Annotated in this window: 27 protein-coding genes and 1 tRNA gene; 10 read left to right on the top strand and 18 right to left on the bottom strand. The window is 70.8% G+C overall.

The window, feature by feature from the left end; genetic code table 11:
- Positions 1-828: an SDR family NAD(P)-dependent oxidoreductase gene (locus AC1U7O_RS03820; protein WP_479893246.1), complete on the bottom strand. Its 828-nt coding sequence runs from the start codon at positions 826-828 to the stop codon at positions 1-3.
- A gap of 121 nt (positions 829-949) precedes the next feature.
- Here AC1U7O_RS03820 and clpB point away from each other — a divergent pair, with 121 nt between their 5' ends.
- Positions 950-3,547: an ATP-dependent chaperone ClpB gene (gene clpB, locus AC1U7O_RS03815; protein WP_479893245.1), complete on the top strand. Its 2,598-nt coding sequence runs from the start codon at positions 950-952 to the stop codon at positions 3,545-3,547.
- Between the two features lie 148 nt (positions 3,548-3,695).
- Positions 3,696-4,103, top strand: a complete 408-nt coding sequence (locus AC1U7O_RS03810) for an Hsp20/alpha crystallin family protein (protein WP_479893244.1) — start codon at positions 3,696-3,698, stop codon at positions 4,101-4,103.
- Between the two features lie 47 nt (positions 4,104-4,150).
- Here the strand turns inward: AC1U7O_RS03810 and AC1U7O_RS03805 are convergent, their stop codons facing one another.
- Genes AC1U7O_RS03805 through AC1U7O_RS03795 form a run of 3 tightly spaced genes read right to left on the bottom strand, consistent with a single transcriptional unit; the run spans position 4,151 to position 6,346 of the window.
- Positions 4,151-4,573 carry a hypothetical protein gene (locus AC1U7O_RS03805; protein WP_479893243.1) on the bottom strand — a complete coding sequence of 141 codons (423 nt, stop codon included), beginning with the start codon at positions 4,571-4,573 and terminating at the stop codon, positions 4,151-4,153.
- Positions 4,574-4,601: 28 nt separating this feature from the next.
- The gene (locus tag AC1U7O_RS03800) at positions 4,602-4,814 is read right to left on the bottom strand and encodes a hypothetical protein (RefSeq protein WP_479893242.1); all 213 of its coding nucleotides are present in this window, start codon (positions 4,812-4,814) and stop codon (positions 4,602-4,604) included.
- A 5-nt stretch (positions 4,815-4,819) separates the two neighbouring features.
- The gene (locus tag AC1U7O_RS03795; protein WP_479893278.1) at positions 4,820-6,346 is read right to left on the bottom strand and encodes a YifB family Mg chelatase-like AAA ATPase; all 1,527 of its coding nucleotides are present in this window, start codon (positions 6,344-6,346) and stop codon (positions 4,820-4,822) included.
- Between the two features lie 181 nt (positions 6,347-6,527).
- Here AC1U7O_RS03795 and AC1U7O_RS03790 point away from each other — a divergent pair, with 181 nt between their 5' ends.
- Positions 6,528-7,136 carry a hypothetical protein gene (locus AC1U7O_RS03790; protein ID WP_479893241.1) on the top strand — a complete coding sequence of 203 codons (609 nt, stop codon included), beginning with the start codon at positions 6,528-6,530 and terminating at the stop codon, positions 7,134-7,136.
- 76 nt (positions 7,137-7,212) lie between these two features.
- Complete coding sequence (locus AC1U7O_RS03785) at positions 7,213-7,449, top strand: Lrp/AsnC family transcriptional regulator (RefSeq protein ID WP_479893240.1); 237 nt, start codon at positions 7,213-7,215, stop codon at positions 7,447-7,449.
- Positions 7,450-7,473: 24 nt separating this feature from the next.
- On the opposite strand, the gene AC1U7O_RS03780 is transcribed toward AC1U7O_RS03785, so the two are convergent.
- Complete coding sequence (locus tag AC1U7O_RS03780; protein WP_479893239.1) at positions 7,474-8,439, bottom strand: Gfo/Idh/MocA family protein; 966 nt, start codon at positions 8,437-8,439, stop codon at positions 7,474-7,476.
- 105 nt (positions 8,440-8,544) lie between these two features.
- Positions 8,545-8,856: an RNA recognition motif domain-containing protein gene (locus AC1U7O_RS03775; protein WP_479893238.1), complete on the bottom strand. Its 312-nt coding sequence runs from the start codon at positions 8,854-8,856 to the stop codon at positions 8,545-8,547.
- A 235-nt stretch (positions 8,857-9,091) separates the two neighbouring features.
- On the opposite strand from AC1U7O_RS03775, the gene AC1U7O_RS03770 reads away from it, so the two are divergent.
- Both AC1U7O_RS03770 and AC1U7O_RS03765 read left to right on the top strand, forming a co-directional pair.
- On the top strand, positions 9,092-9,910 hold the full coding sequence (locus tag AC1U7O_RS03770) for a dienelactone hydrolase family protein (protein ID WP_479893237.1): 819 nt from the start codon (positions 9,092-9,094) through the stop codon (positions 9,908-9,910).
- Between the two features lie 71 nt (positions 9,911-9,981).
- A complete protein-coding gene (locus tag AC1U7O_RS03765) occupies positions 9,982-10,968 on the top strand; it encodes a hypothetical protein (RefSeq protein WP_479893236.1) in 987 nt (328 codons plus the stop codon).
- Here the strand turns inward: AC1U7O_RS03765 and AC1U7O_RS03760 are convergent.
- The 6 genes from AC1U7O_RS03760 to AC1U7O_RS03735 form a co-directional block, all read right to left on the bottom strand.
- Positions 10,965-11,351 carry a DUF423 domain-containing protein gene (locus AC1U7O_RS03760; RefSeq protein ID WP_479893235.1) on the bottom strand — a complete coding sequence of 129 codons (387 nt, stop codon included), beginning with the start codon at positions 11,349-11,351 and terminating at the stop codon, positions 10,965-10,967. The genes AC1U7O_RS03765 and AC1U7O_RS03760 overlap by 4 nt on opposite strands.
- Positions 11,352-11,390: 39 nt before the next feature.
- Positions 11,391-12,080, bottom strand: coding sequence for a hypothetical protein (locus AC1U7O_RS03755; protein WP_479893234.1), 690 nt, complete (start codon positions 12,078-12,080; stop codon positions 11,391-11,393).
- Between the two features lie 212 nt (positions 12,081-12,292).
- Positions 12,293-12,381: transfer RNA gene (locus AC1U7O_RS03750), tRNA-Leu, on the bottom strand.
- Between the two features lie 49 nt (positions 12,382-12,430).
- Positions 12,431-12,613, bottom strand: coding sequence for a hypothetical protein (locus tag AC1U7O_RS03745; protein WP_479893233.1), 183 nt, complete (start codon positions 12,611-12,613; stop codon positions 12,431-12,433).
- A 111-nt stretch (positions 12,614-12,724) separates the two neighbouring features.
- On the bottom strand, positions 12,725-12,985 hold the full coding sequence (locus AC1U7O_RS03740; protein ID WP_479893232.1) for a YtxH domain-containing protein: 261 nt from the start codon (positions 12,983-12,985) through the stop codon (positions 12,725-12,727).
- A gap of 235 nt (positions 12,986-13,220) precedes the next feature.
- Complete coding sequence (locus tag AC1U7O_RS03735) at positions 13,221-14,258, bottom strand: tetratricopeptide repeat protein (RefSeq protein ID WP_479893231.1); 1,038 nt, start codon at positions 14,256-14,258, stop codon at positions 13,221-13,223.
- A 125-nt stretch (positions 14,259-14,383) separates the two neighbouring features.
- Here AC1U7O_RS03735 and lgt point away from each other — a divergent pair, with 125 nt between their 5' ends.
- Entirely contained in the window at positions 14,384-15,157 is a 774-nt protein-coding gene (lgt, locus tag AC1U7O_RS03730; RefSeq protein ID WP_479893277.1) for a prolipoprotein diacylglyceryl transferase, read from the top strand.
- 102 nt (positions 15,158-15,259) lie between these two features.
- On the opposite strand, the gene AC1U7O_RS03725 is transcribed toward lgt, so the two are convergent.
- From AC1U7O_RS03725 to AC1U7O_RS03700, 6 genes are read right to left on the bottom strand one after another with little or no spacing between them, the layout of a single operon-like run.
- A complete protein-coding gene (locus tag AC1U7O_RS03725; protein ID WP_479893230.1) occupies positions 15,260-15,652 on the bottom strand; it encodes a metallopeptidase family protein in 393 nt (130 codons plus the stop codon).
- Between the two features lie 38 nt (positions 15,653-15,690).
- Positions 15,691-16,110, bottom strand: coding sequence for a tetratricopeptide repeat protein (locus AC1U7O_RS03720; RefSeq protein ID WP_479893229.1), 420 nt, complete (start codon positions 16,108-16,110; stop codon positions 15,691-15,693).
- A complete protein-coding gene (locus AC1U7O_RS03715) occupies positions 16,107-19,511 on the bottom strand; it encodes a UvrD-helicase domain-containing protein (RefSeq protein WP_479893228.1) in 3,405 nt (1,134 codons plus the stop codon). Before AC1U7O_RS03715 ends, AC1U7O_RS03720 begins: the two co-directional genes overlap by 4 nt.
- Entirely contained in the window at positions 19,504-22,698 is a 3,195-nt protein-coding gene (locus tag AC1U7O_RS03710) for a PD-(D/E)XK nuclease family protein (protein ID WP_479893227.1), read from the bottom strand. Before AC1U7O_RS03710 ends, AC1U7O_RS03715 begins: the two co-directional genes overlap by 8 nt.
- 13 nt (positions 22,699-22,711) lie before the next feature.
- Positions 22,712-22,879: a hypothetical protein gene (locus tag AC1U7O_RS03705; protein WP_479893226.1), complete on the bottom strand. Its 168-nt coding sequence runs from the start codon at positions 22,877-22,879 to the stop codon at positions 22,712-22,714.
- A gap of 29 nt (positions 22,880-22,908) precedes the next feature.
- Positions 22,909-23,175, bottom strand: a complete 267-nt coding sequence (locus AC1U7O_RS03700) for a glutaredoxin family protein (protein ID WP_479893225.1) — start codon at positions 23,173-23,175, stop codon at positions 22,909-22,911.
- Positions 23,176-23,339: 164 nt separating this feature from the next.
- On the opposite strand from AC1U7O_RS03700, the gene AC1U7O_RS03695 reads away from it, so the two are divergent.
- From AC1U7O_RS03695 to def, 3 genes are read left to right on the top strand one after another with little or no spacing between them, the layout of a single operon-like run.
- Positions 23,340-24,479 carry a DGQHR domain-containing protein gene (locus AC1U7O_RS03695; RefSeq protein WP_479893224.1) on the top strand — a complete coding sequence of 380 codons (1,140 nt, stop codon included), beginning with the start codon at positions 23,340-23,342 and terminating at the stop codon, positions 24,477-24,479.
- Entirely contained in the window at positions 24,476-25,057 is a 582-nt protein-coding gene (locus AC1U7O_RS03690; RefSeq protein ID WP_479893223.1) for a glycine cleavage system transcriptional repressor, read from the top strand. The genes AC1U7O_RS03695 and AC1U7O_RS03690 overlap by 4 nt, the downstream gene beginning before the upstream one ends.
- Positions 25,058-25,069: 12 nt before the next feature.
- On the top strand, positions 25,070-25,573 hold the full coding sequence (def, locus tag AC1U7O_RS03685) for a peptide deformylase (protein WP_479893222.1): 504 nt from the start codon (positions 25,070-25,072) through the stop codon (positions 25,571-25,573).
- The last annotated feature ends 68 nt before the right edge of the window (positions 25,574-25,641 follow it).

Raw genomic sequence — 25,641 nt, 5'->3', positions numbered from 1 at the left:
TCATTCCCCCTGTCCGGTGGCCTCGGGGCCCCGGGCCGGCGGTTTCGTCCACCGTCGCGCCATGCGCACGATGAGGCCGTGCGGCACCCAACGGCTGGCCAGGCGGAGCACCAACCCCTGCCAGCCGATCGTGACGACCGTGGGACCGACGTCCAGCCGGGCCAAGGATTCCTCCACGACCCGCTCCGGCGCCATGGCGCCGAAGAGGCTCCGGGGCTTGAAGCCGGCCGTCGCGTGGAAATCCGTCTCCGTCGAGCCGGGGCAGCAGACCTGGAGCCGCACCCCGGTCCGGCGGATCTCCTCGGTCAGCCCCTCGCAGAACGAGATCAGGAAGGCCTTCGTCGCCGCGTACTCCGCGAGGTAGGGCACGGGAAAGAGGCCGGCCACGGAGGAGACGATGATGACGGCGCCGCCGCCCCGCGCGATCATGCCCGGCAGGAACAGCCTGGTGCTCTCGACGACCGAATCCACGTTGACGCGCAACATCTCCCGCACCCGCCGCATCGGCATGGCCGTGAAGTCCCCGAAAAACCCGAAACCTGCGTTGTTCACGAGCAGGTCCACCCGCGTGCGCCCCTCCATGGCCGCCGCGTGGAGGCGGAGCGCGGCGTCCGGCTCGGCCAGGTCTACGACCGCGCAGTCCACCGTCCCGGGACCGAGGGCGCGGCAGGCCGCCGCCGTCTGCTCCATGCGAGCGCGGTCCCGCGACGCGAGCAGCAGGTCATAGCCCCGTGCGGCCAGGGCCCGCGCGTAGGCGGCGCCGAGCCCGCGCGAGGCGCCGGTCACGACCGCGAACGGACGCGACGAGTCGAGTGGCGTGCTGCCCATGGCGAGCCCGACAATAGTCCGCCCCTTCGCCTTCGGTCAAGAGACGGCATGCGTCGGTTGACTTCACCCTCTCGGTGATTATCACGATACAACCGCGAGGCCGGAGAGGAAAGGAGCCCCCATGGACATGAATCGCATGACGGTGAAGCTGCAGGAAGCCCTGCAGACGGCGTCCGGCCACGCGCTGCGACGCAGCCACCAGGGCGTCGACGTGGACCATCTCCTGCTGGCCCTCCTGGAGCAGGAGGGCGGCCTGGCGGCTCCCCTGATCGAGCAGGCCGGCCTCTCCGTGCCGGCCGTCCGGGCCGCCGTCGAACGGGCCCTCACGAAGATTCCCCAGGTGCAGGGCCCCGGCGCCGCGCCCGGCCAGATCCACCTGACCACGAAGCTCGCCTCCCTCCTGGCCCGCGCCGAGAAGGAGATGGAAGCCCTCCGCGACGACTACCTCAGCGTCGAGCACGTCCTGCTCGCCGCGGCCGACGAGGGCGGCGTCTTCCGCCAGCTCGGCTTGACGCGCGATCGCCTCCTGGGGGCGCTGCAGCAGGTGCGCGGCAACCAGCGCGTGACCAGCCAGGATCCCGAGGGCACCTACCAGGCCCTGGAGAAGTATGGCCGCGACCTGACGCGGCTCGCGGCTCAGGGCAAGCTCGATCCCGTCATCGGCCGCGACGAGGAGATTCGCCGCGTCATCCAGATCCTCTCCCGCCGCACGAAGAACAACCCCGTGCTGATCGGCGAACCCGGCGTCGGCAAGACGGCGATCGTCGAGGGGCTCGCCCAGCGCATCGTCAAGGGCGACGTCCCGGAGGGCCTCAAGCAGAAGCGGGTCGTCGTGCTGGACATGGGCGCCCTCGTGGCCGGCGCCAAGTACCGGGGCGAGTTCGAGGAGCGATTGAAGGCCGTCCTCAAGGAGATCCAGGCCTCCCAGGGCCAGATCCTCCTGTTCATCGACGAGCTGCACACCGTCGTCGGCGCGGGCGCGGCCGAGGGCGCGATGGACGCGGCCAACCTGCTCAAGCCCATGCTGGCGCGCGGTGAGCTGCACCTCATCGGCGCGACGACGCTGGACGAGTACCGCAAGCACGTCGAGAAGGACGCGGCGCTGGAGCGTCGCTTCCAGCCCGTCGTGGTGGACCAGCCCGGCATCGAGGACACGATCTCGATCCTGCGCGGTCTCCGGGAGCGGTACGAGGTGCACCACGGCGTGCGCATCAAGGACGCGGCCCTGGTGGCCGCGGCGAAGCTGTCGAACCGCTACATCAGCGACCGCTTCCTCCCCGACAAGGCGATCGACCTCGTGGACGAGGCCGCCGCGCGGCTGCGGACCGAGATCGACAGCCTGCCCGCCGAGCTCGACGAAGTGTCGCGCAAGGTCATGCAGCTCGAGATCGAGCGCGAGGCGCTGCGCAAGGAAACCGACCCCGGCAGTCGGGCCAGGCTGGCCGCGCTCGAGCGCGAGCTGGCGGAAAAGACCCAGGAGCAGACGCTGCTGAAGACCCGCTGGGAGGCGGAGAAGGCCTCCGTGGGCCGCCTTCGGAAGATCCGCCGGCAGATTGAGGAGGTCAAGCAGCGTATCGAGCAGGCCGAGCGCGCCTACGACCTGAACCGGGTCGCGGAGCTGCGGTACGGCGAGCTGCCGAAGCTGGAGCGGGAGCTGGCCGCGGAGGAGCAGCACTTGGTCAAGAAGCAGGGCGAGAGCCGGCTCCTCAAGGAAGAGGTGGACGAGGAGGACATCGCCCTGGTCGTGAGCCGCTGGACCGGCATCCCGGTCAGCCGTCTGCTGGAAGGCGAGATGGACAAGCTGCTGCGGCTGGAGGAGCTGCTCCATCGGCGCGTGGTCGGCCAGGACGAGGCGGTGCGCGCGGTCGCGGACGCGGTCCTGCGCGCCCGGTCGGGCATCAAGGACCCCAACCGGCCGATCGGGTCCTTTCTCTTCCTCGGCCCGACGGGCGTCGGCAAGACCGAGTTGGCCAGGGCGCTGGCGGCGACCCTCTTCGACGACGAGGCCAACCTCGTGCGGATCGACATGTCCGAGTACATGGAGAAACACACCGTCGCCCGGCTGATCGGCGCCCCCCCCGGCTACGTCGGCTACGACGAGGGCGGCCAGCTCACCGAGGCGATCCGGCGCCGGCCCTTCGCCGTGATCCTGTTCGACGAGATCGAGAAGGCGCACCACGACGTCTTCAACGTGCTGTTGCAGGTGCTGGACGACGGTCGGCTCACCGACTCGCAGGGCCGCACCGTGGACTTCAAGAACACCGTGCTGATCATGACCTCGAACCTGGGCAGCCAGGACATCCTGGACGCCCAGCAGCGGGGCCTGCCCTACGAGCAGGTCCGTGCTCTGGTCCTCGGCGAGTTGCGCCGGCACTTCCGGCCGGAGTTCCTCAACCGGGTGGACGAGACCGTGGTCTTCCATCCCCTGACGGCCGCAGACCTGGCGGAGATCGTGACCATCCAGCTCGGGCGGCTGCGGGAGCGGCTCGCCGAGCGCCGGATCGGCCTGGTCCTCTCGCCCGCCGGCCTGTCGCGGCTGGCGGAGCAGGGCTACGACCCCGTCTACGGGGCCAGGCCGCTCAAGCGGCTGATCCAGCAGGCGATCGAGACGCCGATCGCCCGGCTGCTGGTCAAGGGCGAGCTGCGGGACGGCGGCACGGCGACGGTGGATGCGGCGGAGGGGGAGCTGATCGTCCGGGTCGGGGCCCCGTCGTCTTGACGGGGCAAGGCGCCGGCCGAGGCCTCCCCGGAGGGCTTGACTCCACGGGGAGCGGGATTATCACCCCGTCGTGATCGAGGGCAGGGTCGAGGGATCGCCGGCCGCCTCCTCAGGGACGGCCCCCGACCGAAGAAGGAGGTGAATTGCTATGACGCTCACACACTACAGCCCGTTCGAGCTTCAACTGGATAAGATTCTGGACGACACGCTCCGTGCGGTGTCCGGGAGGAACTGGGCGCCCGCCTGCAACGTCTTCGAGGACGATCAGGGGATCACCATGCAGCTAGCGTTGCCCGGCATGGACCCGAAGGGCGTCGACGTCGTCGTCGAGGACGGCGTGCTGACCGTGCGCGGCGAGCGTGCGCAGGACGCGACCGAAGGGCGCACGTACCTGGTGCGTGAGATGAGCTGGGGCCCCTTCTCCCGGTCGTTCACGATTCCCACCAACGTGGACCACGAGAAGGCTTCGGCCTCCTACAAGGACGGCGTCCTGAACATCCACCTGCCGAAGCGGGAGGAAGCCAAGCCGCGCCGAATCTCGATCGAGGCCGCGTAAGACCCCCGTTGACCCGGTGCGGGCCGCCGCCGGCGGCCCGCACCGCCTCATCCGATCGCCACCGACTTGCCCTGCAGGTCGGTGTCTCCTCCACCCTGACGTTTCTGCTCCAGCGTCCATTCCGTCGGCGTCACCCGCAGCAGGTGGCCCTTGACGGTCATGAACTCCGCGCGTGGGATCACCACCCGGTCGTCTTTGAAGTCGACCTGCAGGACGACCTTCCCCGTTTCCAGGTGCTTGAGCAGCAGGCCGGTCTGCGTCTTCGAGAGGTCCAACGCCCGCCGCTCGTTGAAGGCCATCGTGCCGTCCACCATCTTGGCCGTCACCCGCCCGCCCTCGTCGTACAGGACGATGCTGACGAGCGGCGTCCCGCCCGACTTCCGTGGCGCGATCGAGATCTGGGGCAACCCTTCGATCTCCACCGTCCCGTCCGTGTTGCGGTACAGGTTCGAGCCGATCACCATGTCCATGGATCCGTCTCCCGTGTTCACCATCCGGCTAGGGCTTCTTGATTCGGTTCATGATCAACGCCACGCACCCGCCGAGCAGCCCACCGCCGGTCACCGCGGTCAAGATCTCGACGAGCTTGGCCTCCCAGAACGGGCCCTGGGCCTGCATGATCTCCCGGATCCCGCCCTGGATCATGATCACCGACAGGGCCATGGTGGCGCCCACGACGAACCACCAGGCGAAGATTTTCACGCTCTGCATGGGTTCTACAGGTCCCCCCGTCGGTCGAGGGTGCGATACTGAATCGCCTCCGCCAGGTGCGCCGGCTGGAGGTGCGCCACCCCGGCCAGGTCGGCGATCGTCCGGGCCACCCGCAGGATCCGGCCGTACGCGCGGGCCGACAGACCCAACCTGGCCATCGCCTGCTCCAGGAGCTGCCGCCCCTCCTCGTCGATCGCGCAGTACTGCTTCAGGTGCCGGGGCTTCAATTGCGCGTTGCAGTAGATGCCGGCGTGGGCCAGGCGCGCCGACTGCCTGGCTCTGGCCGCCGTCACGCGCTCGCGGATCGCGACGGAGGACTCCCCCCGCCCTTCGCGGGCCAGGGCACCCACCGGCACGGCCGGCACCTCCACCTGGATGTCCAGGCGGTCCATGAGCGGGCCGGACAGCCGCGCGTGATAGCGGCGGATCTGCTGCGGGGTGCAGAGGCATTCGCGGCTTCGGTCCCCGTAATAGCCGCAGGGACAGGGGTTCATCGCCGCGACCAGCATGAGCCGCGCCGGGTAGGTCAACGTGGCGTTCGCCCTGGTGAGGACCACCCGGCCGTCCTCGAGGGGTTGGCGCAGCCCGTCCAGCACGCCGCGCTTGAACTCCGCCGCCTCGTCCAGGAACAGCACCCCATGGTGAGCCAGCGACACCTCGCCGGGCCGCGGCACCGTCCCCCCGCCGATCAGTCCGGCGTCCGACACACTGTGGTGGGGTGCACGGAACGGCCGGCTCGTCACCAGCGGCCGGCCGGCCGGGAGGAGCCCCGCCACGCTGTGCACACGGGTCGTCTCCAGCATCTCTTCCACCCGCATGGGTGGGAGGATCCCCGGTAGCCGCCGGGCCAGCATCGTCTTCCCCGAGCCGGGCGGCCCGATCATCAACACGTTGTGGCCGCCGGCCGCCGCCACCTCCAGCGCCCGCTTGGCCTGCTCCTGCCCGCAGACCTCCGCGAAGTCGTCCTCCTCGGCGCCGTGTACGGAGAGAAGCGCGGCCCGATCGACGGCCGTCGGCTCGATCGGCTGCCCGCCGGTCAGAAACTGGACGGTCTCGGCGAGCGATCGAACGGGGTAGGCCCGGACCCCCTCGACCATCGCGGCCTCCGCCGCATTCTCCGCCGGCAGCACGACCGGGTATTCGCGCCGGCAGGCCAGCCCGATCGAGAGCGCCCCGGCGACCGGTTTGACCGCGCCGTCCAGCGAGAGCTCCCCGACCAGCACCCAGCCGGCCGTTCGCTCGGACGGGATTACCTTCTCGGCGACGAGGATCCCGATCGCGATCGCCAGGTCGAGCCCCGCGCCCTCTTTCTTCACGTCCGCCGGCGCAAGGTTGACGGTGATGCGCTTGACCGGCATCGTAAAGCCGCTGTTCTTCAACGCAGCGCGCACGCGATCCCGGCTTTCCCGCACCGTGACGTCAGGCAGGCCGACGATCGAGAACTGGGGCAGGCCTCCCGCGAGGTCCACTTCGACCTCGACCAGGTGCGCCTCCACACCGACCAGCGCCGCGCTCAAGACCTTGGCCAGCACACCGCCTCGCGTCGCGGCCGGCGCCCCCTCCCTCGCCTGGCCGAAAACCAGCGCGGGATTATAGGCGTCGCGCTCCCGGCTTTTCAACACGGCGGCGGACTCGGCTATAATGCCTCCGGCCTTTTCCCGATGCGGTCGCCGCCCCGTCCCGGGCGGCGCACCGAGGCGACGGAGGACCCCCATGCCGACCCCGCCCCGCGTCTTGCCCCTGATCCTGTGGCTCGCGCTCGCGCCGACCCAGCCCGGCCTGGCCGGCGGGCATCGGGGCTCGGACACGAGCGAGGCCCCGGCGTCGTCGCCAGCGGCCCGGCTCCTGTCGGAGCGGGCATCGCCCCGGCAGGTCGGCGCGGTGATGGCCCTGCTCGCCACCTTCGAGGAGGCCGGCGCCCTCCCCCCGGAATCCAGCCCCGACGCCAATCGCCTCATCAAGGCCCTGATCCAGTTCCAAGCCGCCTTCATGAAGAGCCGGGCCCCGGCGCTCCAGGGCCTGCTGGATCAGGCGCTGGCCGCCAAGCTCGGGGACCAGGCTTCGACGGAATCTGCCCGCCTCCGCAGCCAGGGATGGAGCTCCCGGAGCCTGGAGGCGCTGGTGGAGTATGCGATGTCCCCCGACGTCTGGGAGCGGCCGGGCATCGCCGACGCGCTGCGGGCCTTCAACGTGGGACGGAGCGACTTCGACCTGGTGGCGCGCACGTTCCTCTCGGCGCGGGATCGCTTCGCGGCGCGCGGCGAGGACCTGCACGCCGTCTACGCCGCCCGCCGGCGGGCGATGCCGGGCGGCGGGCTTTAATCCTCCCGCCGTCCCTGCTATCATTCCCCCCCACCTGACGGGAAACCGACGCAGCCCACGGGAGAGGAGGCGCGCCATGGCAACGAAGGCCTACGTGCTCATCAAGGTGAAGGCCGGGAGGACCAAGGAAGTGCTCAAGGCCATCAAGAAAATTCCCGGCGTGGAGCAGGCCCATCCCTGCTTCGGGCAGCCGGACATCTTCAGCTTCGTCAACGTGGCGGACGAGAAGGCCCTCTCCGACGTGGTGATCACGAAGATCCACACGATCGAAGGGGTCGAGGAGACCGACACCCACATCGTGGCGGAGACGTAGCCGGCTGCCGCCGCGGATCGCCGCTCAGAGTTTCACCGGCAGGCCCGCAGCGGCGGACTCATAGCAGGCCTCCGCGATCTCCACCGCCCGCCCGCCGTCGAGCCCCGTAACGGGCATGGGCGAGCCGGCCAACAGCGCCTCCGCGAAGGCGCGCAGCACCGCGGCGACCGTCGGCGGCCCCTCCACCTGCCGCTCCGTGTCCGCCTGGCTCGTCCCCACCAGCGCCAGCCGGCGCCGCGCCCAGTCCGCGATGAGCTGCCCCTGCGCGCCGACCCATTCCGCTCGGCAGACTCGGCCCGCCGTCACCCTGGAGACGTCCACGAACACCGGCACCCCGCCCCTCGTGCGAAGGGTCACGACGGCCCGGTCTTCCGGACCGACGCTCGGCGCCGGCTCCATCTCGCCGCGCACCTCCGCCACTTCATCGCCGGTCAGGAACCGGACGAGGTCCAACAGATGGATGCCGACCTCCAGGAGCACGCCCCGCCCGCCGTAGTCGGCCGCGTGGCGGTCGAGGTCCGGGCGGCGCTCCATCCGGCTCGTCAAGACCAGGTAGCGACAGGACCCGGCGAGGGACAGATCGGCCTTCATGGCCCGGATCGCGGGATCGAACCGGAGGGTCTGCGCCGTCATCAGCGGCACGCCGGCGGCCTCGGCCGCCTCGACCATCTCGCGAGCCCGGTGCGCGTCGCAGGCGAGGGGCTTTTCGATAAGCAGCGGCTTGCGCGCCCGCACCGCTTCGAGGCAGAGGTCCCGGTTCATCAGGGGCGGCGCCACCGCGATCACGGCCTCGACGGCGGGATCGGCGATCAAGTCGCGGTAGTCCCCGTGGAACCGGAGCCCGTGCTCGGCGGCGAAGGCGGCGCCCCGGGTCCGGTCCCGCCGGCACACGGCGACCAGCCGGATTGAGGGCAGCGGCTCCAGTAAGTGTCGGGCATAGCGTAAGCCGTGGCGCCCCAATCCGATGAGCCCGACCGCAACCGTCCCCATCCGCCCCTCATCCGACGCCCGAGTCGTCCGGCGCCGAAAACAGCAGGGGCCGTGTCCCGACACGGCCCCTGGTGGTACCCTGCTCGCGCGTGTTTGAAGGATGCGTCAGTAGCGTCGGGCTCCGCCGGGCTCTACCCCCTGGCTGCCCCCCCAGCTCCGCTCACGGCGCTCCTGCGGCTTGGCCTCGTTGACGACCAGCACCCGCCCTTCGTGTTGCGCGCCGTTGAGCGCCGTGATGGCGTTCTGGGCCTCTTCGGACGTCGACATTTCCACGAATCCGAACCCGCGGGACCGCCCGGTGAAGCGGTCCGTGATCACCTTCGCCGACACCACCGTCCCGTGTTGGGCGAACAGGTCGTGCAGTTGTTGGTCCGTGACCGAGTAGGATAGGCTTCCGACGTAGAGTTTGTTCCCCACAAGACACCTCCTCTCCACTGCCCGGCCCTCCTGACCCGACAGGGTCGGCGGCGCCCCGCGCGGGCCGGATCGCCCGTCATTGTAACCAGCCCTCCCCGAGCGGTCAACCGCCGCCGGCGCGTTGACTTCCCCGCAACCCCCCGTTTATAGTAGGGCTCCGCCTGCGCGAGGCCCCCACGTCGCGTCCGGAAACCGGCCGGCAAACCCGAGGCCAACCACCCGAATCAGGAGCCCCATGACCGACCGAGCGTCGCGGTTCACACCCCAGCAGATCGGGTCCATCCCCGTGCGATTCCCCAGCGGTGCGCCGATCCCCCACATCTCCGACGCCATGACCAACCCCTACATCAAAACGTTCATTCCGAAGGGCGTGCACGTCGAGGGCATGTTCTTCTTCCCGCAGGAGAAGACCGCCTTCCCCGCCGTGGTCCTGCTGCACGAACGCTGGGGGTTGACGGTCCAGGTCAAGGAATTCGCGGGCCGGCTCGCCTGCGAGGGCTACGCGGTCCTCGTGCCCAATCTCTATGTCCGGCAGGGCGGCATGGTGACGGCGAACGCCGAGGTCGCGGATGCGCTCATGGCCCGGCTCAAGGAAACCGATGTCCTCCAGGACCTGACTTCCTGCTGCGAATACCTCAACACGCAGGATCAGGTAAAAAAGAACGTCCATGCGGTGATGGGCTTCGGGATGGGGGGGACCTTCGCCCTTCGCTTCGGTTGCCAGCGACGCCGACTGCGGGGCGTCGTGTCGTTCTACGGCGACATGGTCTCGCCGCCGACCTTGCTCAAGGACCTCTTCTGTCCCGTCCTGTACCATCGGCCCGGCGACGATAAGGTCGTGCCGGAGGGGAACGTCGCCCAGTTGCAGCAGATGGCCCGGGAGCACGGCAAGCGCGTGGAGGTCACGACCTACGACGGCGCGCCGCACGGCTTCATGAACAGCCTGCGCCCCGAGCAGTATCGAAAGGACGCAGCCGACGCCGCCTGGGAGCGCACCGTGACCTTCCTGAGCGAGTGCTTCAAGGCCGACCTGGCCGCCGCGCCGGCGCGCTGAACCGGCGGACGAACACGGCCCGGGCCGCGCCCCCCGTCGAGTCATCTCTCGCTGAGCGCGGAGCCGACGCCATGTCCAAGACGATGCCGCAGGACCATGCCCGGACCGCCCACGCGGGGACAATGACCGCCGTGCTGGCGGGCCTGTTCTTCCTCCTGGCGACGGCCCGGCCGGCGCCGCTTCCGGCCCAACTTCTCCAACCCGACGTTCCGGACTTCCGGGCGATCCTCCGCGCCGAGGCGGACCGCCTTCCTCTCATCGCCTCCGACGAGGCGGCGCTCGCCCTCTTCCGGGGCACGCTCCTGAGAAACCTCGACCTCGAGCCGAGCCTGACCCCTCCCGAGGAACGACCGTCCGCCGGCCGGCCGGCGGCGGAAACCCGCGAGGTCGCCGAGGCCGCGGTGAGACTGGTGGCGGACCTGGCCGCCTGGCAACTGGCGTCACGCGCCGAGCGGGCGGACGACCGCCCCGTTCCCGGCGTCGTCCCCGACGCCGCCCAGCGTGCAGGGCAACATCGCGCGTGGGTCCTGGCCAAGGGCGAGCGGCCGGCTCTGCGCCAAGCCCTTGCCGCGATCGAGGAACAGCCGACGGCGACGAACGCGGGGGGGGACGGGGCCTCCCCCTCCCCGACGAAGCTCGCCGCCGTCCAGGCGCAACTGGAGGCGGAGCGCGATACGCTCCTGAGCTGGATCAGGCTCCGGAGCGCCAGCGAGCGCGTCAAGACCCTCCGGGGGCTCACACGCCTCTGCGGGACCTGGCTGTGGACAGTCCACAACCATCAGAATCACCAGGACCACAAGAGCCAAATCGTCTTCCCGCCGCCCGACGCCGTACCATCGACCGGGTCCGGCCCCAAGAAGATTCTGATCGTCGGGGACACCGTGTACCTTCGGTGGGAATTCCGCGGGGGCTTTCAGGAGGACAGCCTGCTCCTGGCCGGAGGAGGCCAGCGACTGGAAGGCACCTTCGTGAATTCAGCCGGCGCCTGGGGCAGCATCACGGGCAAGCGCACCGCCGGCTGCGGCAAGGCCTCGGACAGCCCCCCGGCGGCCCGCTAGTCGGCCGCCGCTCGACCTCCCCAACAGCCCCACGCCAACAGCCCCCAGCCGACGAGAAAGGCCACCCCTCCGAGCGGCGTCAGGGCGCCCAGCCAGCGCCATCCGGAGAACGCCAGGGCATACAGGCTGCCGGAAAAGAGCAGGATGCCCGCGAGAAAGGCCCACGCCGCGGCCCGACAGGCGCGCCCGCCGAGTTGTCGCTCGGCCAGACCGCAACAGACCAGCGCCAAGGCGTGGTACATCTGATAGCGGGCCGCCGTCTCAAAGAGAACGAGCCGGTCGGCGTCGAGGATGGCCTTCAGAGAGTGGGCGCCGAAGGCCCCCGCCGCGACGGCCAGGGAACCGCAGACCGCTCCGAGCACCGCGATCGATCGTGACGTCACAGCCGGACTCGAAGCGACGCGATCAAGGACGGGGGCCCCTCAGCCGAAGAGGCTCTTGAACAGGTTGATGATCCAGTTGATGATCGAGGCGAAGAATCCCTGGCTCTCGGGTTCGGCCGGGGCATCCGACGCCGCATCGCCGGGGCCGGGCGCCGGCGGCTTCGCCGTCGGCGGCGGTGCCGCGCCGGGGCCCAGCGGGCCAGGCTTGGGCGCCTGCGCGACGGTCGGGCCTCCCGCCGGGCCGCTGCGATCCGGCATGCCCAGCTCTTGCTTCGGCTTGGGCAGGGGCGCGGCCAACCCGACCGGCTGCTGAAGCTCCTTGAGTTCCTTCTGGTACCGCGCCACGGTCGCCTTGAGGGCCGCGTGCTCCTTTTCCGCCGCCTCGTAGTCCTTGCGCAGGGCCCTGAGCTTGCTTTCCATCGCGGCGACTTCGTCGCTCAGCTCCTTCGCCCGCTCGTCCAGCGCCGCCCGTTCCTTGGCCCGTTCATTTCGCAGCCGCTCGGCCTCGTTCTGCACGCTTTCGGCGGCGGCCATGCGCTTGGACGCCTCCTCCTTCACGAGCTTGAGCTGCTGCTCGACGGCGGCGTTTTCCTCCTGCACGCGCTGCAACTGGGCCTTGGTGGCTTCCGCCTCGTTCACCGCCTCCAGATACCTGGCCTTGGACACGCACCCGCCGGTCGCCATCATGACGAGCACCAGCCCACAGAGCGCCCTTCCCGCTCTCATCATCACGCCTCCCCTGCTTGCCCCGCTCAAGCGGTCTGTCGGCCGGTCATCGCGCCTCGCGTCCGCCTACTTAAGTAAAGGCATTGTACGCTTTACCGCCGGCTCATGCAATCATCTTGATGCACCGCACACCGAGCCCCGCCGTTCACCTCTCACGCGCAGGTTCGTCCGTGACGCACGACACCGGCTCGCAGACAGCACACGGCCGGAAGGGTTGGTGCCGGAGCCCGGTCTCGAACCGGGACGGGTCTCGCGACCCAAGGGATTTTAAGTCCCTGGCGTCTGCCAGTTCCGCCACTCCGGCACGGGCGCGACTCTAACACCGGCCTGGAAGGCGGTCAAGGAAGCGATGGTCAGCGGTGCGGGCGAAATCCGTAGGAGTAAAAGCGGTAATTGCAGGACCGGCACTCGTAGGGCCGCAACAGGGCGAATCGCGACAGGGTTTCCGTGACGCGGCGGCGCATCCTGGCGCCATAGCGGCAGCGGCAGATCGGGCAACGGGCGGTGAGGAACGTGTGCAGCCACTGGACGATCATGCATCCTCCGCGGGAGCGGCCCGAGGCCTTCAGACGGCCCCGGGCCGGTCCCGGGTCGGGGCGATGGAATGACTCGTCGCTGCGGCCCGACCCGGAATCCCCCAGTCGCGATCAGGCCGCCGCGATGGCCGGCTTCTCGTCCTTCTTCGGAAGCCACGCCTTGCCGCGCTCGATCGTCCGCTCCACGCTGACCTTCACCTGACGGCCGAACTTGTTCGCCTCGTGCTGGGCGCGCTTCGCATAGTGCTTGATCTGCCGCCTGGTCTCGGCGCCGGGCTGCGGGGCGAAGAGCAGAGCGATCCCCGCCCCCACCACCGCGCCACCCGCCACCAACGCCGCCGCCTTCGCCACCTCTCGTCCACGATCCGTCATGGTCCGTCCCTCCTTGTGATGAATCAGCACCGCTCCTGCCTTGTAATGACCCTGTCCTCACTCCAAGACCCAAGCACCTTCCATGCCAGACCAGCTTTGGCCAAATTCATGTAATAATCCAAACAGATCCCTATCTTCATCTCACCCAGGACTACGGTCGGCGTTGCCTTTTCGCCACAGCCGATTGCGGGCGTTGAAGAAAGGGAACACTCTGGAGGGTGATGGTCAAGAAGGTTCAGTCGGCGGTCGGCTGGAGAAGGAAAATCACCTTGCCCTGCGTGTCGCGGGCCTCCTGCGCGAGGCCCTGCATCTGGTAGACGGCGGCGAGGTTGGCGAGGCTGCCCGCTTCGCGCAATCGGTCCCGCAGGGCGCGATAGAGCCGAAGCGCCCGCTCGTGCCGGGCGGCTGCGGCCTCGGGGCGGCCTTCGATGAGGTCAAGATTTCCCAGGAGGGATAGGATGTCCGCTTCCTGGCGGCGGTCCTTGAGGGTTTCATAGAGCGTCAGCGCCCGCCGCGCGGTCGCCGCCGCTTCCCCGTACCGACCGGTCTCCGCATAGAAGCGTGCGACGCGGCCCCGCACGGTTCCTTCCGCCCGGGCATCGCCGACGCCCTCCGCCAGCCTGAGCGCCTCCTCGTAGGCGCTCCGCGCCGCCTGCTCCTGCTCTTCCTGCCACCGCGCGCCGCCGAGGGCGACGAGGGCGGCGATCTGCTGCGGGACATCGCCGCGCGCGCGGGCGTCGGCCAGGGCTGCGTCCAAAAGCGGCCCGGCCTCGCCCGATCGTCCCTGCGCCACCAGCAGCTCGCCGAGGCGCGTCCGGCTCTCGGCGCGCCCGCCGCGGTCCCCGGCCTTGTCGAAGACCGCCTCCGCCTGCCGGTACCGGGCCTCGCTCTCGGAGAGACGGCCTTGTGCCTGGGCCACGCGGCCCAATCGGACCAGCGCGCGGGCCGCCGCCTTCCGGTCGCCCAGACCGGCGAACAACTCCACGGCCCGCTCCAACGAGCGCTTCGCTTCATCCCATTGACCCTGTCGCTCGACGATGTCGGCGATGCGGACGAGCGCGGCGGCTTCCCCGGCCCGGTCCTTCTTCTCGCGGAAGGCGGCCAGCGCCCGCCGGTAGTAGGGCAGGGCCTCCTCCAGGTGGTTCTGCACCTCGTGCAGGTCGCCGATCTTCAGCAGCTCGCCCCCGTCCAGCGCGCGCGAGCCGGCCGACGCCTCGTGCAGCGCGACGGCGAGGGCCAGCACGCAGACCGCAGCCGTCGTCATGGCCGCCATGAGACGCCCGCTCCGTCGGATTGCCGCCCGCCGGCTCCTTGCAAAAGACCGAGACGGCGCTTACTATGTCGCCCGTTCCGCCCGCGCCGGGTCACAGTCCACCTGAGAGGCCGACGACCGTCATGCTGCCCTACCCCAACATCGACCCCGTGATCCTGCGCCTCGGTCCCCTGCAGTTCCGGTGGTACGGCCTGATGTACCTGTTGGGCTTCACCGCCGCCTACTTCGTCATCAAGGCCAAGGCCGCGGCGCGCGGCGTGGCGATCACGACCGATCAACTCTACGACCTCATCGCCTACGGGGCGGTCGGGGTCATCCTCGGCGGCCGCCTCGGCTACACCCTCTTCTACAATCTTCCCTACTACCTGGAGCACCCGGCCAAGATCGTCGCGGTGTGGGAAGGCGGTATGTCCTTCCACGGCGGACTGTTGGGAACGATCCTCGCGCTCTGGCTGTTCTGCCGCCGGCAGGGGTTCCCCGTCTATACGATCGCGGACCTGGTGGCCGCCGCCGTGCCCATCGGTCTGGGACTGGGGCGGATCGGGAACTTCATCAACGGGGAACTCTTCGGCCGCCCGACCGACGTGTCCTGGTGCATGGTGTTCCCGGGCGGGGGTCCGGAGTGTCGCCATCCCTCCCAGCTCTACGAGGCCGGCCTGGAAGGTGGGCTGCTGTTCATCCTGCTCTGGATGGTGAGCCGGCTCCAGACGCCGCCCGGCACGGTCTTCTGGAGCTTCATCACCGGCTACGGACTCTGCCGACTGGTCGTGGAGTTTTTCCGCGAGCCGGACCTGCACCTGGGGTTCGTGCTCGGGCCCTTCTCGATGGGACAGGTGCTCAGCGCCCCGATGGTCCTCCTCGGCGCCGTCATGCTGGCGTGGGGATTCAGAAAGACGTGACGATTGCGCGATGGATTCATTAAAGGAGTGATTCATCGAAACCGTGATTTATTGAACAATGGAATCCACCCCCCATCCGTCAATCCCTCAATCCCCCTTCCCTCAATACGGCATTTCTTCATCGTCCAGGCCGAAGTGGTGGCCGATCTCGTGCACCACGGTGTCCGCTACTTCCTGCACCACCTCATCTCTCGTCCGGCAGAGGCGCAGGATCGGACCGCGGTAGATGGACACCCGGGCCGGAAGCTGGCCGCCGGGCGAGAAGAACGATTCCTCATCCAGCGCCGTCCCCGAATACAGGCCCAGCAGGTCGTCCGCGCTCTCCAACCCCAGATCGTCCAGCACCTCCCGCGGCGGCTCCTCTTCGACCACGACCGCGACGTTCTTGAGCAGCCGCCGATACTCCTGCGGCAGGCCGTCCACGGCCTCGCGCACGAGGGTCTCGAACTCGTCCGGGCTGACGGAGAGCGCGTGACGGCGATTGCGGCGTGCCATCGTCTCGGTCTTCCCCATCCGGCCGCGCCACGGCCGGCTCAATACGCATGCTTGGACGGCGTGAAGAAGGTGTCGCCCTTGGGCGCCACCTGCACGTCGCCGTGCTTGCGCAGGGGCCAGGAGTCCCAGATGACCTTGTCGCCCGGGGCGAGGTTGGCCGCTTCCAGGTAATGCTTCTTGGCCTTCGGCTTGTCCCCCAGCCGGTCGAAGGTCAGTCCCAAGTTATAGTGGGCCTCTGCGAGGTTCGGCGAGGCCGCGATGGCCGCTTCGTACCGGGCCTTGGCCTCCGCCCATTGTTTGGCCGCGTAAAGCCGGTTGCCTTCCTCCATGGCCTGGACCGCCGCCGGCGCGGTCCCTGCCGGCGGCACCAAGGTTTCCACCTTCGCGGGGGCCGGCCCTGCCGACGCACAGCCCCAAAGCGCCATCCCCACTGCCGCCGCCGCCAAGATCTGCCTCATGCGCCCCTCCCTCCTCCCACGTCCACCGCCCGGCCGGCCCTGACGAAGATCAGGCGGCCCCCGACCTCTGCCACGCCGAGCGCCTGCGCCGCCGCCGCACGATAGACCTCCATCTGCGGCCGGTACTGCTCCGCCCGTTGCGCCAGGTCCCGCTCGCCGACCTGATCGGTCTTATAGTCCGCAATCCATAGCCGGCCGTCAAGACGGTAGAGGAGGTCGATCGTGCCCTCCATCACCGGACCCCGCGCCTCCCGGCCCCACGCCATGGCGAAGGGACATTCCCGCGCCAGCACCGTCGCACGGGCCAGCTCGGCGTAGGGCGGCGACGCGACGAAGGTCCTCATCATCGCCGCCAGTTCCTCGGCGATGGCGGGCGCGCGCTCCGCCCACTCCGGCGGGAGCCCCCGCCCGATCTCCGCCAGGCGCTCGTCGAGCTGGGCGAGTCCGCGATCGAACGCCCATCGCTCCAGCAGGCGGTGCAGGAGGGTCCCGATCAGGGCGGCCGGCGGACGATCGTCGCCCCGATCCTGTCCCCGGACCGCGCCGGCACGCCGGGCACGCTCGGGCCGTCTCCCGTCGGTCAAGGCCGACGGCGTCAGGCGCCGCGGCGCGGCGAGGGCCTCGCGCCAAGCCGCCTCGCGGGCCGCCCAGCGGTCCGCCAGCTCCCGCAGCCCGGTCGGCGCACGTAGCCCGCCGCGCCGCGGCCGTGTCGGCGTCGGCGGCCGCTCCGGCTCGCGGCTGATCCGCTTGCGAATCGCCGCCCGGCCGACCGTCACCGCCTCGCCCTCGTCCCAGACCGGTCCGCCGCAGGCTTCTTCCAGCAGCGCAAGGAAGGCACCCCGCCCCGCGCGCTCTTGACGGCCGCCCGACAGCACCAACAACTCCCTGGCCCGCGTCATCCCCACGTAGAGGAGCCGCCGGCGCTCGGCCTCCTCCCGCCGCCTGGCCTTGTCCGCAACGAGCACGGCCCCGAGGCTGCACGTGCTCCCGACCGAGAGGCCCAAGACGCCGGTGGACCAGTCCTCGGCGACGGTCGGCGGGACCCGGCCCCCGCCCGTCCCCTGATGCAGGCCGGGCAGGATCACGATGGGAAACTCCAGTCCCTTCGCCTTGTGGATCGTCAGGACGCGGACCGCCTCCGGCGATTCCTCCGCCAGCGCGCTCTCCGCCTCGTCCGGCTGTTCCGCCTGCCTGGCGGCCATCAGCTCCGCGAACCCCGCGAGCGTCAACGTCGGCCGGTCGGCCAGTTCGACCGCCATCTGCCGCAGCTTGAACAGGTTGGCGACGGCCTGCTCGCCGTGGAGCGACGCCGCCGCGAGTTCAAGGACCGGCAGGCGCGCGAACAGCAGGTCCACGGCCTCCGGCAGCGTGCGGCGGCCCGCCTCACGGTGCAGCTCGCCCAGCCGTTCGTAGAGCAACCGGACGGCGGCGGCGCGCGGCCCGCCCCAGCCGGCCAGCCGGTCGGGACGCCGGTAGTCCAGCGCATCCCGGTCGGCCAGCTCGACCAGCTCCCGATCGGTCACGCCGCCGACCGGCGACCGGAGCAGGCCGACGAGCGCGAGCCGATCGTGCGGGTTCTCCACGGCGCGCAGCAGATTGATCAGGTCCACGACCTCCTGCCGTCGGTAGAAATGCTTCTCGCCGTCCGTCACGTAGCGAACGCCCCGGCGCCGGAGCGCTTCCAGGTAGTCCTGGGACTGAGTCAGCTTCCTGAACAACAGGGCCACGTGGCCGGGTTGGACCGCGACCCGGCGGCCCGCCGCGTCCCTCAGCAGCTCGCGCCCGAGCACCTCCTCCTTGAGCCACCGCGCGAGAGCCTCCGCTTCCAGCTTCGCCAGGCCGCCCGAGTCCGTCTCCTCCTCTCCGCTGGTGACGAGCCGCAGCTCCACCCCCGGCGTCTCGAACCCCGCCCGCCGCCCCGGCAACGCCGCGAGGGGGACGTTCGCCGGCTGCACGTGCGGCTCCTCGCGGAACAGCCGGTCGAAGACGCCGTTCACCGCGTCGAGCACGGCGGCGTGGCTGCGGAAGTTCGTGACCAGCTCGTACATCTGCGCGCCGGCGGCGCGGAGCCGCTCGACGACCCGGTCGAAGGCCTCGATGTCCGCCCGGCGGAAGGCGTAGATGGACTGCTTGGGGTCGCCGACGATGCACAGCTTGCCCGGCGCCGGCTCGACCTCCCGCCAGGTCGGCGCGCAACGGCCGGCCCGCTCCGCCAGGAAGAGGACGATCTCGTACTGGGCCGGGTCCGTGTCCTGGAACTCATCCACGAGGATGGCCTGGTATTCCTCCTTGAGCCGCTCCCGGACGGACGGATGGTCGCGCAGCAGGGCGCGCGCCCGCGCCAGAAGCCCGTCGAAGGACACCCAGCCCTGCTCCAGGAAGGCGGCACGCACCCGTTCGACGAAGGGCAGCAGAAGGCCGACCAGCCCGGCCGTCCACTTTACGTCCACGGCCAGGATGCTTTGCGCGGCGCGGATGAGGTCGGTCGCCTCGGCGAACGCCTCTTCGCTCCAGCCCTTGGTCGCCGAGCCGGGGTCGCGGGCGAGCTGATCCCTGGTCCCCTGGTCCAGTCCCTCCAGGCCCCGGAGCCCTTCCTCCTCCAGCCGGGCGAACAACTCGACGGCGGCGGCCAGCATCGCCTCCGCCTTGCGGCGCCTGCCGCCGTCATGGGCGGCCAGCAGCTCCGCGGCACGCGCGCGCCGCGCCGCGAACCAGTCCCGGAGCGCGGGAGGCAGCTCGGCCCGGGCCAGTTGGCGGCGGAGCGCGTCGAGCGGCACCAGCTCTCCGCAGAGGGCCGAGGCGAGCGCGCGGACCTCCTCCAGCGGCAGCTCGGCGAGCGCGCGCCGCCAGGCCTCGTGGTTGGGGCCCGCCGGCCCCAGCTCCGCATCCAGCCACCAGTCCCACTGGGCGGCGAAGTGCTCCTCGAAGCGCGAGCCGTCGTCCTCCCGGAAACCCGGGTCCACCCCGCTCTCGATCGGATAGAGCCGCAGCAGGTGGGCGGCGAAGCTGTGCAGCGTGCCGATCTGCGCGCGCTCCAAGTCACGCAGCGCAGCGCGGGCCCGGTCGGCCACCGCATCGGCCGAGAGCCCGTAGCGGGCCCGGAGGTCCTCGAGGCCGACCGCGCCGCTCTCCTGCGCGCCGCCGCCCGGCTCGATCAACGCGAGCAGCCGGTCCCGCAGCCGGACCTTCATCTCGGTCGCGGCCTTGTTCGTGAACGTCAGCGCCACGATGCGCGCCAGGGCCAGGGGGTGCGGCTCCTTCATCAACAGGTGGACGAGCCGGTTGACCAGGAGCGTGGTCTTGCCCGTTCCGGCCCCCGCCACGACGACGACGTTCCGGTCGAAGGTCGTCTCCGCCGCGATCCGAGCCTGCTCGTCGGGAAGGGCTCTGCGCTCACTCATCCGCACCGTCCTCCGGCGGAGTCTTCTTCCGCAGGTCGCGGAGGCGCCTGACCATCTCGGCGCGACGCGCGCGCCACCACGTCGCCTCATGGAAGCGCCGACAGATCGAGGCGAAGTCGCAATGGTCGCAGTAGCCGTCCGGCAAGATGAGGAATTCCCCCGCGCGGATGCCCTCGAGCAGCGTCCGGAGCGTGGCCTTGAGCATCGCGCCGGTCTCGCCCGTCCAGGCCGCCGCCTCGAACGTGGCGCGCTGGACCCGGTGCTCCCACCGGGGCGCGAGGAAGACGAAGGTCACCCTCTGCGGGAGGCCGGCCCCTCCGGCCGGCTCACCCTTCCGCACCATGAGCGAATAGAGCGGCGGCTGGAGGCGATAGCCGCGCACGGCTCCCCTGGCGAGATTCCGGTCCTCGCTCTTCATCGCCGAGCCTTGCCGAAACTTGTAGTCCACGACCCGGAGACCGGGCGGCTCCCGACGCCGGTCCAGGCGATCCCACCGCCCGCGGAGGGCCACGGGCGGATCGCCGTCCAGCCGCCCCCGCGCCTCCACCTCGAAGCCCACCGGCCGGAAGCCGCTCGCGAGGAACTCCGCCTCGTCCGCCTCCGCCGCCTCCCGCACCAGCCCCGCCACGGCCTCGCGCGCCATCCCCCAGAGCAGCGCGGGCCCGGCGCCGTGCCCGGCCTCGTATTCGGCGAAGGCCCGCTCCACCGCGTCGGACAGGAGGGCCTCCCGTTCTCCACCTTCAACCCGGCGGTCCGGCCAGCCGGCCGCGACCAGCCGCTCATAGCCGAGACGCAGGGCCTCGTGACACAGATGCCCGAGGGTCTGGGCCGGTAGGTCCCCGACGGCGGGCGGCCGCAGCGGCTCCAGCCGCAGCACACGGCCGGCGAAATACTGAAAGGGGCATCGCGCGTACTGCTCGAGCGAGGTCGGCGCCAGGCCCTCCTCGGCCAGCCCGGCCCAGAACGTCTCCAGCGGACCGGTGCGCCCGTCGTAGGGTCCCGGCGTCGAGGCCCCGCCCTCCAGCTCGACGAGGGCCTCCCGCCCGTTGCGGAACAAGGCCGGCTCGCGGTTCGTCGCCTCCAGCCAGGGCCCAGGGTCCCTCCCGGTCAGCACCAGCCAGAGCCCCACCTCATCGCCGGTCAGGAACCGCGGCGCCCATTGCGGCAGCGCGAACCGGTCGGACAGCCGCCGCGGGAGCGCCAGCTCCGGCTTTGGCGGCGTCGCGAAGCCGGCCGGCCGCACGGCGGCCAGGTAGGGCGAGGGGGCCAGGGAACGCCCCGCGACATCGGCCCGCTGGTACGAGAGGTAGAGCCGGTCGCGGGCCGCCCCTCGGAGCAGCGTGAACAGCAGCCGCTCCTCGTCGTGGGCCGCCAGCTTCTCGTCGAGCTTGTACCCCAGGGTGGCGGCGAGCACCCGGCGGTGCCGGTCGCGGAGGAAGGCATCCTCGTGGATATTGCGGGGAAACACCCCGTCGTTCAGCCCGAGGAGGAACAACGCGCGGAACGGCAGGCCGCGCGCCGCCATCGCGTCCAGCACCAGGACACCCCGGTGCTCATGCGCGGAGAGCGGCACGACCGCCCGCTCCATCGCCCTCGTGAACAGCCCCGTCCACTCCTCCCAGGTCACCGGCTCCGGGATGCGGTCGAGTTCCCGGAGCTGCGCGAAGACCTCCCGGATCGCGGCGGCCAGGCGCGCAGCCTCGTCGTCGTCACAGGCCTCATCCCCCGGCTCGTCCGACAGGCCGGGCATGAGGAGATGGCGGTTCGCGAGCGCGAGAAACGCCTCGGTCAGTTCCCCCACCAGGCCCTCGGCCGGCAGCGCGCGGCAGTCGGCCATGAGCCCGGAGACGAGGCGCCAGAGCAGCGCGAGCTGCGCGGCCGGGACCTCCGTCGAGCCGGCCTCTTCCTCCTCCGGTTCCCGCCCCGCCGCGACCGCGAGCTGGCCCGCCGCAGCCAGTCGCTGCCATTCCGCCTCGCCCCTGACGATCCCCAGCGCGGACAGGGCCGCGCGCCAGAGGTCCGGCCTGGGCTCGACCCTCTGGCCTCCCCGTTCCCCCCGCGCGTAGGAGGAGCCGAGGACCTCGAGCATCGGCCCCCGATAGAAGCCGGTGAGCGGCAGGCGCGCGAGCTGGGCGAGGACCTTGGCCGCCGGCTCGGCGATCAGCGGCCGGCCCGCCGAGGTCTCGAAGGGAATCCGGTGCGCGCCGAACAGGCGCGGGAGCGCCTCCTGGTACGGCCCGAGCCCGCGCGCGACGACGCCGATCTCCTCGAAGGCATAGCCCCGGTCCTCGACCAGCGAGAGGATCTCCTTGCAGACGAGCGCCACCTCGTCGTCCGGTCCCACCGCGTTCATGACCCGCAGGTCCGGACCGTCGGCCGGGCGAGGCGCCGCGGGGGACACGACCTCGGCCGGGCCGAGCGCGCGAACGTACTGGTCGAAGAAGCGCCGGGCGAACTCGAAGTTCTGCCCCTCCTCCAACGGGAAGAAGATCGTCGCCGGCCCGGTCTCGACGACCGCCTCCAGGAACGAGAGCTGGACCTGCGTGAGGTCGTAGAAGCCGTAGTAGAGGATCGCCCGGAGCCCGGCGAGGAACGGCGAGGCGGGCACGAAGGGCGTCACGGCGGCGGCGAGGTCGTCCGCCGTGCCGGCGCCCAGGAGCGACGCCGCCTCGCGCAGCGCGGCCTGGAGGGTGAACAGGGCCCGGAGCTTCGGCCCGTCCTCCGCGCCGAACTGGCCCTCGTCCACCGCATCCCTGGCCCTAGCCGGGTCCACGGCCGCGTCCTTGAGGTCGCGCAGGGTCGCCCAGAGCGCCGCCCAGCCGCCCGCGGGGAGCTGCTCCAGCCCGAGCGCCTCCGTCCCGCTCAGCCGCCGCCGGCCCAGGTGTCGTAGAAGCTGCTCGAAGAAGAGGTCCCGCCCGACGGACAGCGGTGCCGCGCCGCTCGGCGCGAGCCTCCGCCGCTCCTCGTCGAGGCGCAGGGCCAGTTGGTGGAAGGTGAGGAAGTGGACGTTGAGGAGGGCGCAGCCGGATTCGACGACCAGCAACTCCTGCAGCCGGTCCCGGAGGGGACGGGACGGCACGACGACGGCCAGGGGCGCGAGCGGGTCATCCGCCTTCAGCCGGCGGACCTCCGCGACCAGGGCCGGCTCGAGGCTGTGCAGGAAGGATCCGGTGACGAGCCGCAGCATCCGGGCCGGGGACCTAGCCCGTCTCCGGGCCCATGATCTCGCCGTTGCAGTCCGGGCAGCCCCAGTCGCCGTCGATGAAGGCCATGGGATCGCCGCACATGGGGCAGTCGGGCGGCGGGCCGCTTTCCACCCTCGGCAGCGGCGGCAGGTCAATGACCAGATCGTCGTCGTCCTGGGCCATCGGGTTTCCGTTCGGGGCGGCCGGTCCGGCTACCGGGGTTTCATCCGGAGCGCCAACGCCTTCTCCGCGCTCTCGCGCGGCGGCACGCCGACGAAGGTCAGCCGGCCGTCGATGATCGTGGCCGGCACGGCGCGGACCGCATGGCGGTTCGCCAAGTCCTGCCCGTCCGGGGTCGTGATGTCCACCTCGCGGTAGCCGAAGCTGTACTTCACGCGGAGCTGCTTCCAGAGGCTCTTCGCCGAGGGGCAGGCCGAGCAGGAGGGCGAGTAGAGCAGCACGACGTTCGCCATTCCCATCCTCCATCTTCTTAGGATGGCGCATCTTACACCGCCCCGGCAGGCCCCGCAAGGCCGCCGGCGGCCTCGCCGAGCCCCCGGGGCTGGTATATAATGGCGCGGCATGAGGGGCCGGCCGCGGCCGCCCCTTCCAGGCAGCGGCCAAAGCCACGAGGGAGGAGCCCATGCTCGCCACCCGAGTCCGGCAGAAGGACGGCGTTTTCTACTTCGTCGCCTACCCGGCCGAGGACCTGCTCCGGAAGGTCCGGTTCGTGAGCCGGTTCTACGGCGAGGGCGAGCAGATCGCGCCCGCCGAGGTGGCCGAGGACGACGAGATCGGGCGGTTCATCGCCCGGATCGAGCGCAGCGACAAGGCCTTCCAGCGCCAGCTCTCCCGCGCGAAGGTCAAGGCCATCACCAACTTCTACGAGACGGCCTCCAGCCAGCCGCCCATCCCCGGCACCGTGCTCCTGTTCACGCCGGAGCGGCTCCGGTTCGAGCGGATCGGCACCTTCGACCACGTCGGCAACCTGGAGGAGCCGGGCGGGCATTACCTGATCATCGACGGCCAGCACCGGCTCGCGGCGTTGCACTTCTTCCGGAAAGACCGGCCCGACGATGCGCGGACGATCCACGTCCCCTGCGTGATTTTCGACGGGCGCAGCGAGGATTTCGCGACGGAGATGTTCGTCATCATCAACTCCACGCCGACCCGCATCAACAAGAGCCACCTCGTGGACCTCTATGAGCGGGTCTCCTGGGCCGCGCCCGACAAGAAGTTCGCCGCCCGCATCGTGGAACATCTCTACAGCGAGTCCGACAGCCCGCTCCGCTACCGGATCAACCGCCTCGGCGGCCGCAGCCGGCAGGAGAAGTGGATTCTCCAGGCCGAGCTGTTCAACGAGCTGCACCGGTGGGTGACGCGGGACTGGCGAAAGATCGAGAAGGAGGGCGCGGGCGCGCGCGAGGCGCTGCGGTTCTACGGCCTCGTCCGCGACTTCTTCAAGGCGGCCGCCAACGCCTGGGGCGAGGCTTGGGGCCATCCCGGCTCGATGGTCACCAAGCCCGTCACGCTCAAGGCCATGGTGCGCGTCTGCGCGGACCTCTGCGCGCAGGACCGGGGCGCGGAGAAGGAGCGCGTCGCCCGCTGGGCGGCGCGCCTGGCCCCCTGGAAGGAGCGGGTGCGCGACTTCCGCCTCGAGGGCTTCTACGAGCGCTTCCCCGCCAAGGGCCAGATCGAGCGGGTCGCGCGCATCCACCGGGAGCTGGCCAGGGCGATCGGGCTGGAGCCGCCGCGCGGCGCCACGGGCGGAGACGAGGAGTGAGCCCCGCGGGTCGAGACAAGGCCGCGGCCCGCTACGCGATGCTCACCGCCTTCGGGCAGGACCGGCCCGGCATGGTCGCCTCGCTCGCCGAGGGGCTCTTCCACCTCGGCTGCAACATCGAGGACACCTGCATGACGCGGCTACGCGGCGAGTTCGCCATGATGCTCATGCTGCGCCTGCCGCCGGACCTGCCCCCCGAGTACCTCGCCGAGCGCCTGGCCCCGCACACCGCCGCGCTCGCCCTCACGCTGCTCTGCCGCGAGGTGCCGCCCGCGGCCGCCGGGCGCATGGACGACGGCGAGGCCGAGGCGCCCCAGTTCATCCTGTCGGTCTACGGTGCCGACCAGCCGGGCATCGTCGCCCAGGTCGCGCGCTGCGTGGCCGACCACGGGGGCAACATCACCGACATGAACACCAGGGTGATCGGCGCGGCGGAGCGGCCCGTGTACGTGATGATCCTGGAGGTCGGTCTTCCATCGCACCGCCGGCCCGAGCCGCTACAGGAGGCCCTGGACCGCCTGAAGCCGGCGCTCGGCGTGGACATCACCTTCCGCCCCTTGGAACAGGTCCGGCTCTAGCCGGCGCGGATCATGCCGGTCCGCCCCATCCTGCTCTACCCCGACCCCGCGCTCAAGACTCCCGCCGCCCCCGTCGCTCCCGACGACCCCGCCCTGCCCGCCATGGTCCAGGACCTGGTGGACACGCTCGTCGCCTCGCCCGGCGTCGCGCTCGCGGCGCCGCAGATCGGCTTCTTGCTGCAGCTCATCGTCGTGGACGTGGCACGCAAGAAGGGCGAGCGGGGGCACGGGCTGGTCGTGCTCCTCAACCCGCGCATCCTGCACCGGGAGGGCCGGAAGGTCGTCCGCGAGGGCTGCCTGAGCGTACCGGACTACACCGGCAACGTCCTGCGCTACGAGCAGACGCTGGTGGAGGGCATGACGCCGGACGGCCGGACACTGACGCTCGCGACGACGGGCTTCGAGGCCCTGGCCTTCCAGCACGAAGTGGACCACCTGAGCGGCACCCTCTTCCTCGACCGCATCCAGTCGCTGAGCACGGATCTGTTCAGGAGGAAGCGCGGTTCGGCGCTGTAGTTTGGCAGACCCGGCGTCAATCCGTTGGGCCCGAGCCCGTCGGTTCCCCGTTCGTCCTGATCCTGGTT

The sequence above is a fragment of the Candidatus Nitrospira neuquenensis genome (assembly GCF_979578155.1).
Note: the sequence above shows the minus strand (reverse complement) of the source record. Positions and strands in the feature narration are given on the sequence as shown.